This is a genomic window from Kitasatospora phosalacinea, from assembly GCF_000716545.1.
Lineage (GTDB): Bacteria > Actinomycetota > Actinomycetes > Streptomycetales > Streptomycetaceae > Kitasatospora > Kitasatospora phosalacinea.
The window spans coordinates 44,415-60,280 of the sequence record NZ_JNWZ01000030.1 but is presented as its reverse complement, the minus strand read 5'-3'; the positions used below and the strand labels follow the sequence as shown (position 1 = coordinate 60,280).

Sequence of the window (15,866 nt, the reverse complement as noted above, 5' to 3'; positions counted from 1 at the left end):
GCGGGCCCCCTTGACACCGGAATTGGTCTACTCCACCGTGTGAGTCGCTCCCACCCGCGCCACGTTCGACGCTCCCCGCACCGCACCCCCATCGACACTCCCCCACATGGAGATGGCATGCGTGCACCACAGCCACGACCGCACCACCGCCCGCGCACCGGACGGGCCCTGCTCGCCGGCCTGCTGGCGGCCGGCACCGGCCTGGTCGGCCTGGTCCTGGCCGGCTCCGGCACGGCCAGCGCGGGCACCACCGCCGCGCCCAACGTCAACGTGCTCGCCAACGGCGACTTCTCGGCCGGCAACCACCTCAGCCCGTGGACCTGCGGCCCCACCGTCACCGCGGTGAACAACTCCGCCACCGGGTGGGACCTGCAGGGCTCCCCGGCCGGCACGGACTACGCCAACTGCAGCCAGAGCGTCACGGTGCTGCCCAACTCGACGTACACCCTGACCGCCGCCGTGCAGGGCAGCTACGTGTTCGCGGGCGTCACCGGGACCGGCGGCACCGACCCGTCGGTGTGGAGCTCCGACTCCGGCTGGAACAACCTGACCTCCACCTTCACCACCGGCGCGTCCACCACCTCGGTGTCGGTGTGGTTCCACGGCTGGTACGGGCAGGCGCCGTTCACCGTGGACAAGGTCTCGCTGGTCGGCCCGGGCACCGGTACCAGCCCCTCGCCGTCCGGCACGGTCATCGTCGACCCGACGCCGTCGAACACCAGCCCCAAGCCGACCCCGACCGTCAGCGAGGGCACCACCGGCCCGGCGTCCCCGTCGCCCTCGGCCAGCCCGACCGCGCCGCCCCGCAAGCACCTGCTGACCGGCTACTGGCAGGACTTCTACAACGGCGCCACCCCGCAGCGGATCAGCGACGTCCCGGCCGCGTACGACATCATCGCGGTGGCCTTCGCGGACGCCACCAGCACCCAGGGCGGGATCAGCTTCACCCTGGACCCGACGCTCTCCTCCAAGCTCGGCGGCTACACCGAGGCCCAGTTCAAGGCCGACATCGCGGCCAAGCGGGCGGCGGGCAAGAAGGTGATCGTCTCGGTCGGCGGACAGAACGGCACCGTCTCGGTGTCCAACTCCACGGCCGCGGCCAACTTCGCCGACTCGGCCTACGGCCTGATCCAGCAGTACGGCTTCGACGGCATCGACATCGACCTGGAGAACGGCGTCAACGCCACCTACATGTCGCAGGCGCTGCACAGCCTGGCCGCCAAGGTCGGCTCCGGGTTCGTGCTGACCATGGCGCCGGAGACCATCGGCATGCAGTCCACCGGCGGCGAGTACTTCAAGCTGGCGCTGGCCACCAAGGACATCCTGACCATCGTCAACATGCAGTACTACAACAGCGGGGCGATGCTCGGCTGCGACGGCGGCGTCTACTCGCAGGGCACCGAGAACTTCCTCACCGGGCTGGCCTGCATCCAGCTCCAGGGCGGCCTGCGGCCCGACCAGGTCGGCCTGGGCGTGCCGGCCTCCACCAGCGCGGCGGGCGGCGGCTACGTCAGCCCGTCGGTCGTGAACAACGCGCTGGACTGCCTGGCCGCCGGCACCAACTGCGGTTCGTTCAAGCCGAGTCGGACCTGGCCGACCATCGGCGGCGCGATGACCTGGTCCACCAACTGGGACGCCACCGCGGGCAACCAGATCGCCAACACGGTCGGTTCGCACCTGCACGCGATGCCGTGACCTGACCGGTCGCGCGTCCCGGGGCGGGAGCCACCCGCCCCGGGGCGCGCGGCGGCGTTCCGTCAGCGGGTGCCGCGGGGCATCGGCAGCCGGCCGGCGTGCCGGCGGCGCAGTTCGGCGGCGATCTCCTCGGCCTCGCCCTCGGGCAGCAGCGGCAGCATCATCGCCACCGCCTGCACCAGGCCGCCGAGCAGGTAGGTGGTGTCGGGCGTGCCGGCCACCAGGGCGCGGACCTCGGCCGCGTCGCCCGCGGCGACGGCCTCCAGCAGCAGGGCGGCGCCGGCCGCCTCCTCGTCCACCGGCACCTGGGCGGTGTCGTGCGGGGCGCGCCGGGCGAGGCCGCGCAGCACCCGGTCGGCGACCTCGGGGGCGTACGCCTTGCGGACCGCCTCGGCGGCGATCCACACCAGCAGGGTGGCCACCTCGCGCTCCACGTGCTCGGCCAGCAGCCGGTCCAGCTCGGCGTCGAAGGCGACCTGGTTCCCGTGCCGGAATGCCAGCAGCAGCGTCGCCGCCCTGGCCTTGGCCGCCTCCACTTCTTCCCTCGGAAGTTCGTCCGGAAGTTCGTCGACCAACTCCCCGGTCGCCCTCATGCGCGCACCCTCCGTTCGTGCCCCGCCCGAATGGGAACTTCCGCCCACCGTACACACCGGAAGTGCAAAGGTCGCTGAACGCGCGGGGATCGGCGACGCAATGCATTCCAATTGACGCGGCCCGCCAATTGCCCGGTAATGACGCCGAATAGGGGGTGTTCCGGTCGTACCGCGACTCGCGGGCAAGGGAATTGACAGATCGCGGGGAACAACCCGGGAAAAGGCGCAGGGCCGCCGCTCCCGGAGGAGCGGCGGCCCTGCCTGACGCGTGGTCAGCCCTGCGGCAGCGCCGCGAGTTGGGCGGTGATCCGGGCGATGTCGGCCTCGGCGGCCGCCTGCCGGGTGCGGATCTTGGCGACCACCTCGTCCGGCGCCTTGGCCAGGAAGGCCTCGTTGCCGAGCTTGCCGGCGGCCTGCGCCTTCTCCTTCTCGGCCGCCGCCAAGTCCTTCTGCAGGCGCTTGCGTTCGGCCGGGACGTCGATGGTGCCGGACAGGTCGAGTTCGACGGTGGTGCCGGCCACCGGGAGCGAGGCGGTGGCGTGGAAGCCCTCCTCCGCCGGCGTCAGGCGCAGCAGCGAGCGGATCGCCGCCTCGTGCACCTCCAGCCGGTGGCCGGCCAACTCCAGCCGCGCCGGGACCTTCTGGGTGGCGTTCAGGTTCTGGTCGTTGCGGAACCGGCGGACCTCGGTGACCACCCGCTGCAGCAGGGCGATCTCCGACTCGGCGTCGGCGTCCCGGTAGCCGGAGTCCTTCGGCCACTCGGCGATCACGACCGACTCGGCGCCGGTGAGCGTCGTCCACAGCGCGTCGGTGACGAACGGGACGATCGGGTGCAGCAGGCGCAGCGTCACGTCCAGCACCTCGCCGAGGACGCGGCGGGCGTGGTCGGCCTGCGCGCCCCCCTTGTTCAGCGTGGTCTTGGAGAGCTCGACGTACCAGTCGAAGACCTCGTCCCAGGCGAAGTGGAACAGCGCGTCGGAGACCTTGGCGAACTCGAAGTCCTCGTACAGCGCGTCGACTTCGGCGACCGTGGCGTTCAGCCGGGACAGGATCCAGCGGTCCGCGGCGGTGAGCTCCTCCGGCGCGGGCAGCGGGCCCTGGACGGTGGCGCCGTTCATCAGGGCGAAGCGGGTGGCGTTCCAGATCTTGTTGCAGAAGTTCCGCGAGCCCTTGACCCAGTCCTCGCCGATCGGCACGTCGGCGCCGGGGTTGGCGCCGCGGGCCAGCGTGAAGCGGACCGCGTCGGCACCGTAGGCGTCCATCCAGTCCAGCGGGTCGACGGCGGTGCCGGAGGACTTCGACATCTTCTTGCCGAACTCGTCGCGGACCAGGCCGGTCAGCGCGATGGTCTTGAACGGGATCTCGCCGTCCATCGCGTACAGGCCGAACATCATCATCCGGGCGACCCAGAAGAAGATGATGTCGTGGCCGGTCAGCAGCACGTCGGTCGGGTAGAACTTCTCCAGGTCGGCCGTCTTCTCCGGCCAGCCGAGGGTGGAGAACGGCCACAGGCCGGAGGAGAACCAGGTGTCCAGCACGTCCGGGTCCTGGACCCAGCCCTCGCCGGCGGGGGGCTGCTCGTTCGGGCCGACGCAGACGACCTCGCCGTCCGGGCCGTACCAGACCGGGATCCGGTGGCCCCACCAGAGCTGGCGCGAGATGCACCAGTCGTACATGTTGTCGACCCAGTCGAAGTAGCGGCGCTCCAGCTCCTTCGGGTGGATCTCGACCCGGCCGTCGCGGACCGCGTCGCCCGCGGCCTTCGCCAGCGGCTCGACCTTGACCCACCACTGCAGCGACAGCCGGGGCTCGACCACGGTGTGGCAGCGCGAGCAGTGGCCGACCGCGTGCTCGTAGGGGCGCTTCTCGGCGACGATGCGCCCCTGCTCGCGCAGTGCGCCGACCACCGCGGCGCGCGCGTCGTGCCGGTCCAGGCCGAGGAACGGGCCGTGCACCGTGATGGTGCCGCGCTCGTCCATCACCGTCAGGTTCGGCAGGTTGTGGCGCTGGCCGATGGCGAAGTCGTTCGGGTCGTGCGCGGGCGTCACCTTGACGGCGCCGGTGCCGAACTCCGGGTCGACGTGCTCGTCGGCGACGACCGGGATCTCACGGTCCGTCAGCGGCAGCTTGACGGTCCGGCCGACCAGGTGCGCGTAGCGCTCGTCGGACGGGTGGACGGCGATCGCGGTGTCGCCCAGCAGGGTCTCGGCCCGGGTGGTGGCGACCACGATCGAGTCGTCGCCGTCGCCGTAGCGGATCGAGACCAGCTCGCCGGGGACGTCCTCGTGCTCGACCTCGATGTCGGACAGCGCGGTCAGGCAGCGCGGGCACCAGTTGATGATGCGCTCGGCGCGGTAGATCAGGCCGTCGTCGAAGAGCTTCTTGAAGATGGTCTGGACGGCCTGGGAGAGGCCCTCGTCCATGGTGAAGCGCTCGCGCGACCAGTCAACGCCGTCACCGAGGCGGCGCATCTGGCCGAGGATCCGCCCGCCGTAGTTCTCCTTCCACTCCCAGACCTTGTCGACGAAGGCCTCCCGGCCCAGGTCGTGCCGGGACAGGCCGGCCTCGGCGAGCTGCTGCTCCACCTTGTTCTGGGTGGCGATGCCCGCGTGGTCCATGCCCGGGAGCCACAGCGCCTCGAAGCCGAGCATCCGCTTGCGGCGGGTCAGCGCGTCCATCAGCGTGTGCTGGAAGGCGTGGCCCAGGTGCAGCGCGCCGGTGACGTTCGGTGGCGGGATGACGATGGTGTACGCCGGCTTCTCGCTCTTCGCGTCGGCCGTGAAGTAACCGCGCTCCACCCAGCGCTCGTACAGCTCGCCCTCTACCTCGGCCGGGGCGTAGGTCGTCGGGAGGGTGGCTGCGTCGGCCCCGGGGTGCGAGCTCGCGGGGCGCTGGTTCGTCGTGTCGGTCACGACACACAGTTTACGGAAGGCCGGACCGCGGTTACGAACCGATTGTGCCCGGACCACTCGGGCGCACCGGGGGGGCCGTACGGTAGCGTGCCGCATGGTAGGCCACTTGACGACCACGGGGCCGCGCGACACCGGTGCGGCGGGGGAGACTGACGACGGATGTACGGCCAGGGGCAGGGACCGCAGCAGTACCCGCAGGGGCAGCCGCAGCAGCCGTACGGCGCGCCGCCGCCGCAGCCCGGCTACGGACAGCAGCCGCCCGCGTACGGCGCGCCGCAGCAGCAGCCCGGGTACGGCTACCCCCAGCAGGCCCCGCCGCAGCCCGGTTACGGACAGCCCGGTTACGGCCAGCCCGGTTACGGACAGCAGCCGCCGCAGCAGTACGGCGTGCCCCCGCAGCAGGGTTACGGCGGCTACCCGCCGCCGCCCGCGCCGTCCAAGCGCAGGGGCGGGCTCGTCCTCCTGATCGTCGTCGTGGTGCTGGCCGCGATCGGCGGCGGCCTCTGGTGGGGCCTGAAGGGCGGCGACAGCGCCGACCCGTCCAAGGGCGCCGGCACCAAGGGCAAGTACAAGCTGGCGGAGACCGGGGGCGTCGCCGGCTACACCAAGAAGGGCACCGAGGAGGCCGACGGCCTGGACGGCCTGGAGGCGGTCGGCACCTTCGAGGCCTCGATCAGCGTGACCTACTCGAAGAACACCTCCCAACTGGTCAACATCAACGGCACCTGGGGCAGCGTCGACGACCCCGACAAGGCCGCCAAGGCGCTGACCGCCCGGGCCGAGCAGAGCATCGACGAGAGCAACTCCGAGGCCACCTCGGACAGCAAGAAGGTCACCTGGAAGGTGCCGTTCAAGAGCTTCGACGCCAAGGACCCGAAGGACCCGGGCAGCCGGCTGTACTGCGCCGTGGCCGCCTCGGCCAGCACCGGGCGGGAGCAGCCGGCCTGCGTGTTCGCGTCGCACTCCACGCTCGGCTCGGTCACCGCGGTCAACCTCGACAAGACCGCCAAGGCGATGACGCTGGACGAGATGGTCACGCTGGCCCGCCAACTCCGGGACGCCTCGACCGTCGCCAAGTAGCCCCCCGCACAACCTCCATGTGAACGGAGCCCCAGCCGTGTCCGACAACCAGTTCGGCCCGCCGCAGCCCGGTTTCGGGCCGCCGCCGGCCCCCGGCGCCCCGATACCCCCGCAGGGCGCCCCGGCCGCCCCGCCGCAGCCCGGATACGGCTACCCGCAGCAGGGCGCCCCCCAGCCTGGGTACGGGTACCCGCAGCAGCAGCCCCAGCAGCCCTGGGGCGGCGCCGCGGTGCCGCCCCAGGGCTACCCCGCCGGCGTGCCCGGCTACCCGCCCGGCTACCCGGCTCCGCCGCGGAAGTCCCGCAAGGGCCTGTGGATCACGCTGTCGATCGTGTCCGTCCTGATCCTCGGCGGCGTCGGCGTGGTCGGCTACTTCGCCTACGACACCGTCTCGAAGACCGGCAAGTACAAGCTGAACGACTTGCCCGGGACCTTCCACGACATGGACAGCTCGGAGAACGCGACCCAGGCCCAGGCGCTGGCCGCCGGGATCAAGCAGGACGCCTCCACCAGCGGCGGTGCGCCGGACGGCGCGGTCGCCGCCATCTACACCTCGGACGAGCTCGAGATCAGGGTCGGCGCCTACTACGGCAAGATCTCCGACCCGAAGGCCCAGATGGACGCCGAGTTCAAGGACATGCCGGGCTCCGGCCCGCGCAAGTCGATGGACCCGGGCCCGCTCGGCGGCAAGATGGACTGCGCCACCGGCAAGGACGACGAGGGCCTGTCCGCCAACTTCTGCATCTGGGCCGACAACTCCGCCCTGATGCTCGTGATGGAGCGGTCCTCGGACGAGGTCGACCTGGGCAAGATCGCCGCCGACGCCCGCGAGCTGCGCCAGGCCACCGAGGTCGTCAAGTAGGCCTCCGCCGCACGGCGGTCCGCCGACGGGCGGGCAACGGAGGAGGGCCCCGCACCGGTCACCGGTGCGGGGCCCTTCCCGTGTCGTCGTGCGGCGGTGCGGCTCAGGCGCTCTTCTCCCGGCGCTCGCGCTTGATCATGTCGCGCGGGACCAGGGTCGGGATGGCGTGCTTGGAGACCACGTCCCCGGTGACCACCACGCGGGCGACGTCCTGACGGGAGGGCACCTCGTACATCACGGACATCAGCACCTCCTCCATGATGGCCCGCAGGCCGCGCGCGCCGGTGCCGCGCAGGATCGCCTGGTCGGCGATCGCCTCCAGCGCGTCCCGGGTGAACTCCAGCTCCACGCCGTCGAGTTCGAACAGCTTGCGGTACTGCTTCACCAGCGCGTTCTTCGGCTCGGTGAGGATCTGCAGCAGCGCCTCGCGGTCCAGGTTGTGCACGCTGGTGATGACGGGGAGGCGGCCGATGAACTCCGGGATCATCCCGAACTTCACCAGGTCCTCCGGCATCACCTGGCGGAAGTGGTCCGCCGAGTCGACCTCGCGCTTGGAGCGGATGGTGGCGCCGAAGCCGATGCCCTTGGCGCCGGCCCGGCCCTCGATGATCCGTTCCAGGCCCGCGAACGCGCCGCCCACGATGAACAGCACGTTGGTGGTGTCGATCTGGATGAACTCCTGGTGCGGGTGCTTGCGGCCGCCCTGCGGCGGCACCGAGGCGGTGGTGCCCTCCAGGATCTTCAGCAGCGCCTGCTGCACGCCCTCGCCGGAGACGTCCCGGGTGATCGACGGGTTCTCGCTCTTGCGGGCGACCTTGTCGATCTCGTCGATGTAGATGATCCCGGTCTCGGCCTTCTTGACGTCGTAGTCGGCCGCCTGGATCAGCTTCAGCAGGATGTTCTCGACGTCCTCGCCGACGTAGCCGGCCTCGGTCAGCGCCGTGGCGTCCGCGATCGCGAACGGCACGTTCAGCATCCGGGCCAGGGTCTGCGCCAGCAGCGTCTTGCCGGAGCCGGTCGGGCCCAGCAGCAGGATGTTGGACTTGGCCAGCTCGATCGCGTCGTCCCGGCCGCTGCCGCTGCGCCCGGCCTCGCCGGCCTGGACGCGCTTGTAGTGGTTGTAGACCGCGACCGACAGCGCCTTCTTGGCGAGGTCCTGGCCGACCACGTACTGGTCGAGGAACTCGTAGATCTCGCGGGGCTTCGGGAGTTCCTCGAAGCGCACCTCGGAGCTCTCGGCGAGCTCCTCCTCGATGATCTCGTTGCACAGGTCGATGCACTCGTCGCAGATGTACACGCCTGGCCCGGCGATCAGCTTCTTCACCTGCTTCTGCGACTTGCCGCAGAACGAGCACTTGAGCAGGTCGCCACCGTCTCCGATGCGTGCCACGAGGTGCTTCCCCTTCGCCAGGGGCCCCGCGGGGGTCGGGGCCTGGTGCTGTGAGACCGGCTGCGCCGTCGGCGGTCGGTCTGGTATCCGACGGTACTCTGCCTAGCCGCTGTTTCCGCCGACTTCGACCGCTCTGCCCTACGCCCTGGGCGAATTGATACCGAACAGATGCCGTCGCGGGCGCATGGACCCGACTGCCCATTGTGCGGGACGGACGCCCGGACCGGAACGCCCCGGGGCGGGGCGTACGTCACGTACGCACCGCCCCGGGGCAGGAGGGTCAGTCGGTGTACGAGTTCTTCCGGGTCGAGACGATCTGGTCGATCAGCCCGTACTCCAGCGACTCCTCGGCGGTGAGGATCTTGTCGCGCTCGATGTCCTCGCGGACCCGCTCGACGTCCTTGCTGGAGTGCTTGGCCAGCATGGTCTCCAGCTGTTCGCGCATCCGGAAGATCTCCCTGGCCTGGATCTCCAGGTCGGACACCTGGCCGCGGCCGGTCTCGGTGTACGGCTGGTGGATCAGCACCCGGGCGTTCGGCAGCGCGAGGCGCTTGCCGGGGGTGCCGGCGGCCAGGATGACCGCGGCGGCCGAGGCGGCCTGGCCCATGCAGACCGTCTGGATGTCCGGCTTCACGAACTGCATGGTGTCGTAGATCGCGGTCAGCGCGGTGAACGAGCCGCCGGGCGAGTTGATGTAGAGCGAGATGTCCCGGTCCGGGTCCATCGACTCCAGGCAGATCAGCTGCGCCATGATGTCGTTCGCCGAGACGTCGTCCACCTGCGAGCCGAGGAAGATGATGCGCTCCTCGAACAGCTTGGCGTACGGGTCGTACTCGCGGATGCCCTGCGAGGTGCGCTCGACGAAGCGCGGGACGATGTAGCGGCCCTCGGCGCGCATGTCCTCCAGGCGGGCCTTGGCGCCCGACAGGCTGGGGATGTTCATGGTTTCTGGTCCTCCGAAGCGTGCGGTCAGGGATGCGATGCCGGTCAGCCGGCCAGGCCGGCGCCGGTGCCGCCGCCGCCCGGGACGTCCGCGGCGCTGTGCATGATCTCGTCGATCAGGCCGTACGCCTTGGCCTCCTCCGGGGTGAACCAGCGGTCGCGGTCGGAGTCCGCGGTGATCTGGTCGAAGGACTGGCCGCTGTGGAAGGCGATGAGCTCCGACATCCGCTTCTTGGTGCGCAGCAGCTGCTCGGCCTGGATCCGGATGTCGGTGGCGGAGCCGCCGAGGCCCGCGGAGGGCTGGTGCATCAGGATGTTGGCGTTCGGCAGCGAGAAGCGCTTGCCCTTGGCGCCCGCGGTCAGCAGGAACTGGCCCATCGACGCCGCCATGCCCATCGCGATGGTGACCACGTCGTTCTTGATGTACTGCATGGTGTCGTAGATCGCCATGCCGGCCGAGATGGATCCACCCGGGGAGTTGATGTAGAGGTAGATGTCCTTCTCGGGGTCCGCCGCGAGCAGCAGCAGCTGGGCGGTGATCTTGTTGGCGATGTCGTCGTCGACCTGCTGGCCGAGGAAGATGATGCGCTCGTTGAGCAGCCGGTTGTAGACCTGGTCGCCCAGGCCGCCACCCACGTCGCCGCCGGCGGCGTGCGGTGCCATCGGGCCAGGCATCTGCATCTGCGGGAACGTCACTTAGCCACCTGCTCAGTCGATCTGCGTGTGTGTCGCTGTCCACCGACCCTAACGCGCAGGCCCCGCCGCTGAATCCCCCACGCAGAACTGTTCGCTGTGAGCGCAGGGTGAGCAGGCCGAACGCGTGCGGGCGGGCCGGACGGACGCGAACGGGCCCGGACACCGTGCGGTGTCCGGGCCCGTTCCCGGTGCTGCGACGCCCCGTCGGCGGCCCGACGGTCAGGAGGCTCAGGCCTCGGCGGACTCCTCGGAGGTCTCCGCCGCGGCGGCCGCGGCGGCCTCGGTGGTCTCCTCCTCGTCGTCCTCGAAGGAGACGGTCTCGCCGTTGGTGTCGGTCACCTTGGCGGCCTCGACGACCAGGGCCAGCGCCTTGCCGCGGGCGACCTCGCCGACCAGCAGCTGCACCTGGCCGCCCTGGACGACCTGCTGGGCGAACTGGTCCGGGGTCAGGCCGGAGCCGGCGGCGCGGCGGATGAGGTGCTCGGTGAGCTCCTCCTGGTTGACGCCCAGCTCCTCGTTCTTGACGATCTGGTCCAGCACGAACTGGGTCTTGATGCCCTTCTTCGCCTGCTCCTCGGTCTCCTTCTCGTAGTCCTCGAGGGACTTGTCCTGGGAGGCGAGGTAGGTGTCGAGGGTCAGGCCCATCGGCTCCAGCTGGTGGTGCTCCAGGTTGTGCTTGCGGGTGCCGATCTCGTCCGCGAGCAGCTTCTCCGGGTACTCCATCTCGACGCGCGCGAGCAGCTCGTCGAGGACCTTCTCCTGGGCCTGAGTGGCCTGGTCGAACTCCTTCATGCGCTCCAGGCGCTTGACGGAGTCGGCGCGGAGCTCCTCCAGGGTGTCGAACTCGCTCGCCAGCTGCGCGAACTCGTCGTCCAGCGCGGGGAGTTCCTTCTCCTGGACGGTGGTCACGGTGACGGTGACCTCGGAGTCCTTGCCGACCTGGGTGCCGCCCTTGAGGGTGGTGGTGAAGGTCTTGGACTCGCCGGCGGACAGGCCGATCACGGCCTCGTCGATGCCGTCCAGCAGGCGGCCGGAGCCGATCTCGTAGCTCACGCCGGTGGCGGTGCCGTCCTCCGGCACCTCGCCGTCGACCTTGGCCTCCAGGTCGACCACCACGATGTCGCCCTCGGCGGCGGCGCGCTCGACGTCCTTGACGGAGGCGAAGCGCTCGCGCAGCTGCTCCAGGGACTTCTCGACGTCCTCGTCGCCGACCTCGATCGGGTCGACCACGACCTCGATCTCGGAGAACTCGGGCAGGGTGACCTCGGGGCGCACGTCGACCTCGGCGGTGAACTTGAGGTCACCGCCGTCGGCCAGGTTCTCGACACCCTCGATCTCGGTGATGTCGGGCTGGCCCAGGACGTCGATCTGGCCCTCGTCGACGGCCTGCGTGTAGAAGCGCGGAAGCGCGTCGTTGACGGCCTCCTCCAGCACCGCGCCCCGGCCGAAGCGCTGGTCGATCACCTTGTTCGGAATCTTGCCCTTGCGGAAGCCCGGAACGGTGACCTGCTGGTTGATCTTCTTGTACGCCGCGTCGAGGCTGGGCTTGAGCTCCTCGAAGGGCACCTCGACGGTGAGTCGAACCCGGGTGGGGTTCAGAGTCTCGACGGCGCTCTTCACGGTTGGGTCTCCTAGGGGGCTTGCGGTCAGGGCGATAGGCGGTTGGGGCTGCATTGCTGTCCGTACTACCGCCAGCGGTCCATCCTACCGGTACCACGAAAGCGGCTGTGCCCGGCACCGGGGCTGGCCCGGGGGCGGGGCGTGCGGGCCGCACCGGCGGGGCTGCGGAGGGGGCTGCGGGGACTTGCGGGAGGGACGCCGCAGGGCGCCGCAACGACAACAGGGCCCCGCCCTACGACGAGACCCTGCCGCACACGGTCGGGGTGACCGGATTCGAACCGACGGCCTTCCGCTCCCAAAGCGGACGCGCTACCAACCTGCGCCACACCCCGTGGTGCCGAGCAGAAGAGTACACGTCGGCCCGCCTCCGGCCGGGGCGATATCGGCGAGCCGACAACGGCGAAGGAGTGTGCAATCCACCGACCCGACCAGGTACGCTGGGCCCGTCCTCACCACCTCAGCGGTGGCGGCGGACGCTCCTTTGCGGGTGTAGCTCAATGGTAGAGCCCCAGTCTTCCAAACTGGTCACGCGAGTTCGATTCTCGTCACCCGCTCCACGAGGCCGACGGCCCCGACCGCACCAGCGGTCGGGGCCGTCGCCGTTCCCGGGTGGTGCCGGGGATCAGACGTTGACGCCGTGGGCCGCCAGGTAGGCGACCGGGTCGATGTCGGAGCCGTAGTCCGGGGTGGTGCGGATCTCGAAGTGCAGGTGCGGGCCGGTCACGTTGCCGGTGGCACCGGACAGGCCGATCTGCTGGCCCGCGGTCACGGACTGGCCGGCCGAGACCGAGATCGAGGACAGGTGCGCGTACTGGGCGTACTTGCCGTCGGCGAGCTTGATGACGACCTGGTTGCCGTAGGCGCCGCCGTTGCCGGCCGAGACCACGGTGCCGTTGGCGACGGCCTTGAGGCTGGTGCCGGTGGCGACCGGGAAGTCGATGCCGGTGTGGTAGCCGCTGGACCAGCTGGAGCCCGCCACCTTGTAACCGGTGGTGACGCTGCCCGGCGCGGGGGCGACGTAGCCGGAGGAGGAGCTCGCGGAGGAGCTGCCGGAGGCGGCGGGGGCGGTGGAGGTCGACGGCTTCGCGGCCGACGGCTTCGCGGTGGCGGACGACGCGGAGGACGACGACGGGGCCGGCTTCTGGGTCTGGGCCTTGGTCTGGGTCTGGACCTTGGTCTGGGCCGGGGCCTGGGCCTTCGCGGTGCCGGTGCTCGACTTGGTCGAGGTCTTCGGGGCGGCGGCGGTGGCCGCGGCGTCCGAGGAGGAGGCGGTGGCGGAGGTCGTCACGGCGGCCTTGCCGTGGACGGTCAGCTGCTGGCCCGGGTAGATCAGGTTCGGGTTGCCGCCGATGACCGAGCGGTTGTCCTGGTAGAGCTTCTCCCAGCCGCCGTCCACGTTCTTCGCGTCGGCGATCTTGGAGAGGGTGTCGCCGGCGGCGACCCGGTAGGACTCCGCGGCGGCGGTGTCGGTGGTGTGGTCGGCGACGGGGGTGGCGTCGACCGAGACGCTGCCCCACTGGCGGCCGCCGTCGTGCTGGTCGGCGGTGCCGTGCGCGGAGGCGGCGGTGACCGGAAGGCCGATCGCGGCGCCGGCGACGCCGACGGCGATGGCGATGCGGGCGACGGTGGCCAGGCGCGGCTTGCGGTGCTTGCCCTGGACGGACATGAAGCTGTTCCTCTCCGACGCCTGCGAGGTGAGCTGTCGGGTTCGGGCGAGAGTTGCCCGGCCGCGTTCTCCGCGGCTTCACCCCGAGCCGTGCCCGTGCGTTCCGGGCCCGGCGTACTACCTGTGGTTCCCCCGCTCCTGCCGTGGCGTGGTGTCTGGTCGGCACCGGGCGGCGGCAGGACTAGGCGTTCCGCTCGGCGGCCAGCCCGGCCGATGTCCGGGCTGCGGAGGAAGCAAAACCCACGGCTCGCGAAGCTGGCAAGCGCCGAAAAGCCCCGGTCCCGGGCTCGGGAGGGGGCTGACGGTCCGCCAGGTCACGCTGTGCCCACGCGGGGCTGCGGTGCGCGTACGGGATCATGACGGTGCGCTTACGAACCGCGTACGGTGGGCGACTTCGGCCACCGTGCGCGCCCGGGCGACGACCTGGCGTGACGAAACGGGTGACCCTGGTCACCCGGGGGCAGGACTTTGGGACGGCCCGGGGGTGTCTCCCGTCCGTCGGGCGACCGCTGCGGGGCGACCGCTGCGGGGGCGGGCGGGTCAGCCCGCGATGCCGGAGATCGCCTTGGAGATCGACTCGAGGAACTGCTGGATCGGCCCGGCCATGGTCGACTGGCTGAGCATGAAGCCGAACAGGGCGGCGATCACCGCGTGACCCGTCTTCAACTGCTTGTTGCGGATGAAGATGGCGACGATGATGCCGAACAGGACCAGTGCGGAGACGGAGAAGGCCACCGGGACTCACTTCCTCGATTCGTGGCGGGGATTCGGGTCGGAACCGGCGACGGCTCCAGGCGGAAACCGGCCCCTGCCCCCCGTGTCCCCACCACTCCATCCGGACTCAGTGTGGTCGCTCGTGCGGAGTGCGTAAAGGACTTGCCCCGTCGCCCGGGGCCCCAACCCGCGTGCTGGGGCTGATTTCCGCCGACCGTGACGATAGCGGACGGGTCCTGACGAACCGTCGGCGGGATGCGGTCCGCCGCGGCGGGGGCGGCAAAGCGGCAGGCAGACCGGGCAGCCGCCCACGGAGCGGGTATGCCAACGGAATTGGCCGAAGATCAACGCCCGGGTTTGACACTCCGCAGACACTCCGTGCTCACCTTTTCCGCACTCCTCCGCGCCCCCGCGCCGCGCTCAGCGGCGCCAGACCAGCAGCACCGCGCGGTCGTCGTTGACGTGCTTGGCCACGCTGTCGATCAGCCGGACCGCCGCCCCCGGGCGCCCGGCCACCGGGATGGTGGCGACCAGCCGGTCGGCCTCGCCCATCAGCCGGTCCATGCCCTCGCCCAAGTCCCGGCCGGGGATCTCCACCATGCCGTCGGTGCACAGCATCAGCACGTCGCCGGGGCCCAAAGTACCGCGCACGCCTTCGAACTTGGCGTCGTCGTAGACGCCGAGCAGCGGACCCTCGGCCTCCTTGACCTCCCAGTGGCCGGCTCCGGCGAGGCGGTGCATGCCGGGGAGGTGGCCGGCCGAGAGGAGTTCGTACTCGCCGGTGTCCAGGTCGAGGACCAGGTGCACGGCGGTGGCGAAGCCCTCGGCCCAGTCCTGGCGCAGCAGGTAGCCGTTGGCGGCGGGCAGGAAGTCGTGGGCGGGCAGCGAGCCGAGCAGTCCGCCGAAGGCGCCGGAGAGCAGCAGGGCGCGGCTGCCGGCGTCCATGCCCTTGCCGGAGACGTCGGCGAGGACGACTTCGAGCACCCGGCCGCCGGGGCCGGTGCGGGCGGCGACCATGAAGTCGCCGGAGAAGGACTGGCCGCCGGCCGGGCGCAGTGCGGTGTCGGTGTGCCAGCCGTCGGGCAGCCCCGGGACGCGGCCCTGCACCCGGATCCGCTCGCGCAGGTCGAACAGCATGGTGGAGCCGCCGCGCCAGGGCACGCCGATCCGGCGGCGGAACTGGGCGACCAGCAGCCCGGCGACGCCGACCGCGCCGACCACCAGGGCGGCGCCGGGGGTGACGCCGTGGGCGTACGCCTCGGGGCGCTCGCTGGCCACCTGCTCGCCCGTGTGCACCACGGACTCGGTGATCAGGCCGCCGGCCGCGGCGGCGTACAGCAGCACCAGGGTGCCGGGGCGCAGCAGCAGCGCGCCGGCCAGGATCGGCAGGACCAGGGCGGTGGGCGGGGCCCAGTCGGGGGCGACGACGTTGAGCAGCACCAGCAGCGGGACGGTCAGGGCGAGCGCGGCGAACGCCCACCAGTCGGCGCCGTCGCCGCGGAAGTAGTCGACACCGGTGCGGCGCAGCCTGCGCCGGGCCCGGTACAGCGCCGCGCGCAGCCGGGCCGTCACGGGCTCGCGGGACGGTCGACCGCCCCGGCCCGTCGCACTGGGACGCGCGCTGCCGGCCATGGGGACCGACCTTATCCACCGCCGGTGCCCGCGTCGACGGGCCGGGTGGCACCGGGTGCAACGG

General features: G+C 71.1%; 12 protein-coding genes, 2 tRNA genes and 1 riboswitch. Of the genes, 4 read left to right on the top strand and 10 right to left on the bottom strand.

Annotated features, from left to right (window positions below):
* Positions 1-117: 117 nt before the first annotated feature.
* Entirely contained in the window at positions 118-1,695 is a 1,578-nt protein-coding gene (locus tag OO48_RS16980) for a chitinase (RefSeq protein ID WP_033217034.1), read from the top strand.
* Between the two features lie 62 nt (positions 1,696-1,757).
* On the opposite strand, the gene OO48_RS16975 is transcribed toward OO48_RS16980, so the two are convergent.
* Positions 1,758-2,288, bottom strand: a complete 531-nt coding sequence (locus OO48_RS16975) for a hypothetical protein (RefSeq protein ID WP_157845471.1) — start codon at positions 2,286-2,288, stop codon at positions 1,758-1,760.
* Between the two features lie 272 nt (positions 2,289-2,560).
* Positions 2,561-5,200 carry a valine--tRNA ligase gene (locus OO48_RS16970; RefSeq protein WP_033217030.1) on the bottom strand — a complete coding sequence of 880 codons (2,640 nt, stop codon included), beginning with the start codon at positions 5,198-5,200 and terminating at the stop codon, positions 2,561-2,563.
* Between the two features lie 159 nt (positions 5,201-5,359).
* Here OO48_RS16970 and OO48_RS16965 point away from each other — a divergent pair, with 159 nt between their 5' ends.
* Both OO48_RS16965 and OO48_RS35205 read left to right on the top strand, forming a co-directional pair.
* Positions 5,360-6,280, top strand: a complete 921-nt coding sequence (locus OO48_RS16965; RefSeq protein WP_033217028.1) for a proline-rich domain-containing protein — start codon at positions 5,360-5,362, stop codon at positions 6,278-6,280.
* A 37-nt stretch (positions 6,281-6,317) separates the two neighbouring features.
* Entirely contained in the window at positions 6,318-7,142 is an 825-nt protein-coding gene (locus tag OO48_RS35205) for a hypothetical protein (protein WP_051732220.1), read from the top strand.
* 103 nt (positions 7,143-7,245) lie between these two features.
* Here OO48_RS35205 and clpX read toward each other — a convergent pair whose 3' ends face one another.
* The 5 genes from clpX to OO48_RS16935 form a co-directional block, all read right to left on the bottom strand.
* Positions 7,246-8,532, bottom strand: a complete 1,287-nt coding sequence (clpX, locus tag OO48_RS16955) for an ATP-dependent Clp protease ATP-binding subunit ClpX (protein ID WP_014135752.1) — start codon at positions 8,530-8,532, stop codon at positions 7,246-7,248.
* Between the two features lie 280 nt (positions 8,533-8,812).
* On the bottom strand, positions 8,813-9,475 hold the full coding sequence (locus OO48_RS16950) for an ATP-dependent Clp protease proteolytic subunit (RefSeq protein ID WP_033217026.1): 663 nt from the start codon (positions 9,473-9,475) through the stop codon (positions 8,813-8,815).
* A 44-nt stretch (positions 9,476-9,519) separates the two neighbouring features.
* Positions 9,520-10,149: an ATP-dependent Clp protease proteolytic subunit gene (locus OO48_RS16945; protein WP_033217098.1), complete on the bottom strand. Its 630-nt coding sequence runs from the start codon at positions 10,147-10,149 to the stop codon at positions 9,520-9,522.
* A gap of 249 nt (positions 10,150-10,398) precedes the next feature.
* On the bottom strand, positions 10,399-11,790 hold the full coding sequence (gene tig, locus OO48_RS16940; RefSeq protein ID WP_033217024.1) for a trigger factor: 1,392 nt from the start codon (positions 11,788-11,790) through the stop codon (positions 10,399-10,401).
* Between the two features lie 258 nt (positions 11,791-12,048).
* Positions 12,049-12,122: transfer RNA gene (locus OO48_RS16935), tRNA-Pro, on the bottom strand.
* A 151-nt stretch (positions 12,123-12,273) separates the two neighbouring features.
* On the opposite strand from OO48_RS16935, the gene OO48_RS16930 reads away from it, so the two are divergent.
* Positions 12,274-12,347 (top strand) — tRNA-Gly (locus OO48_RS16930).
* 65 nt (positions 12,348-12,412) lie between these two features.
* On the opposite strand, the gene OO48_RS16925 is transcribed toward OO48_RS16930, so the two are convergent.
* From OO48_RS16925 to OO48_RS16915, 3 genes are all read right to left on the bottom strand, one after another.
* Complete coding sequence (locus OO48_RS16925) at positions 12,413-13,456, bottom strand: M23 family metallopeptidase (RefSeq protein WP_033217022.1); 1,044 nt, start codon at positions 13,454-13,456, stop codon at positions 12,413-12,415.
* A 5-nt stretch (positions 13,457-13,461) separates the two neighbouring features.
* Positions 13,462-13,615, bottom strand: a riboswitch (cyclic di-AMP (ydaO/yuaA leader).
* A 381-nt stretch (positions 13,616-13,996) separates the two neighbouring features.
* Positions 13,997-14,191 carry a hypothetical protein gene (locus tag OO48_RS16920; RefSeq protein WP_033217020.1) on the bottom strand — a complete coding sequence of 65 codons (195 nt, stop codon included), beginning with the start codon at positions 14,189-14,191 and terminating at the stop codon, positions 13,997-13,999.
* A gap of 399 nt (positions 14,192-14,590) precedes the next feature.
* Entirely contained in the window at positions 14,591-15,802 is a 1,212-nt protein-coding gene (locus OO48_RS16915) for a PP2C family protein-serine/threonine phosphatase (RefSeq protein ID WP_425338552.1), read from the bottom strand.
* Positions 15,803-15,866: the final 64 nt, after the last annotated feature.

What these genes read in the sequence shown, in the direction of transcription:
- OO48_RS16980 (WP_033217034.1), top strand. Translation starts at nt 118, where the DNA reads ATGCGTGCACCACAGCCACGACCGCACCACCGCCCGCGCACCGGACGG.
- OO48_RS16975 (WP_157845471.1), bottom strand. Translation starts at nt 2,288, where the DNA reads ATGAGGGCGACCGGGGAGTTGGTCGACGAACTTCCGGACGAACTTCCG.
- OO48_RS16965 (WP_033217028.1), top strand. Translation starts at nt 5,360, where the DNA reads ATGTACGGCCAGGGGCAGGGACCGCAGCAGTACCCGCAGGGGCAGCCG.
- OO48_RS16950 (WP_033217026.1), bottom strand. Translation starts at nt 9,475, where the DNA reads ATGAACATCCCCAGCCTGTCGGGCGCCAAGGCCCGCCTGGAGGACATG.
- OO48_RS16945 (WP_033217098.1), bottom strand. Translation starts at nt 10,149, where the DNA reads ATGCCTGGCCCGATGGCACCGCACGCCGCCGGCGGCGACGTGGGTGGC.
- OO48_RS16925 (WP_033217022.1), bottom strand. Translation starts at nt 13,456, where the DNA reads ATGTCCGTCCAGGGCAAGCACCGCAAGCCGCGCCTGGCCACCGTCGCC.
- OO48_RS16915 (WP_425338552.1), bottom strand. Translation starts at nt 15,802, where the DNA reads ATGGCCGGCAGCGCGCGTCCCAGTGCGACGGGCCGGGGCGGTCGACCG.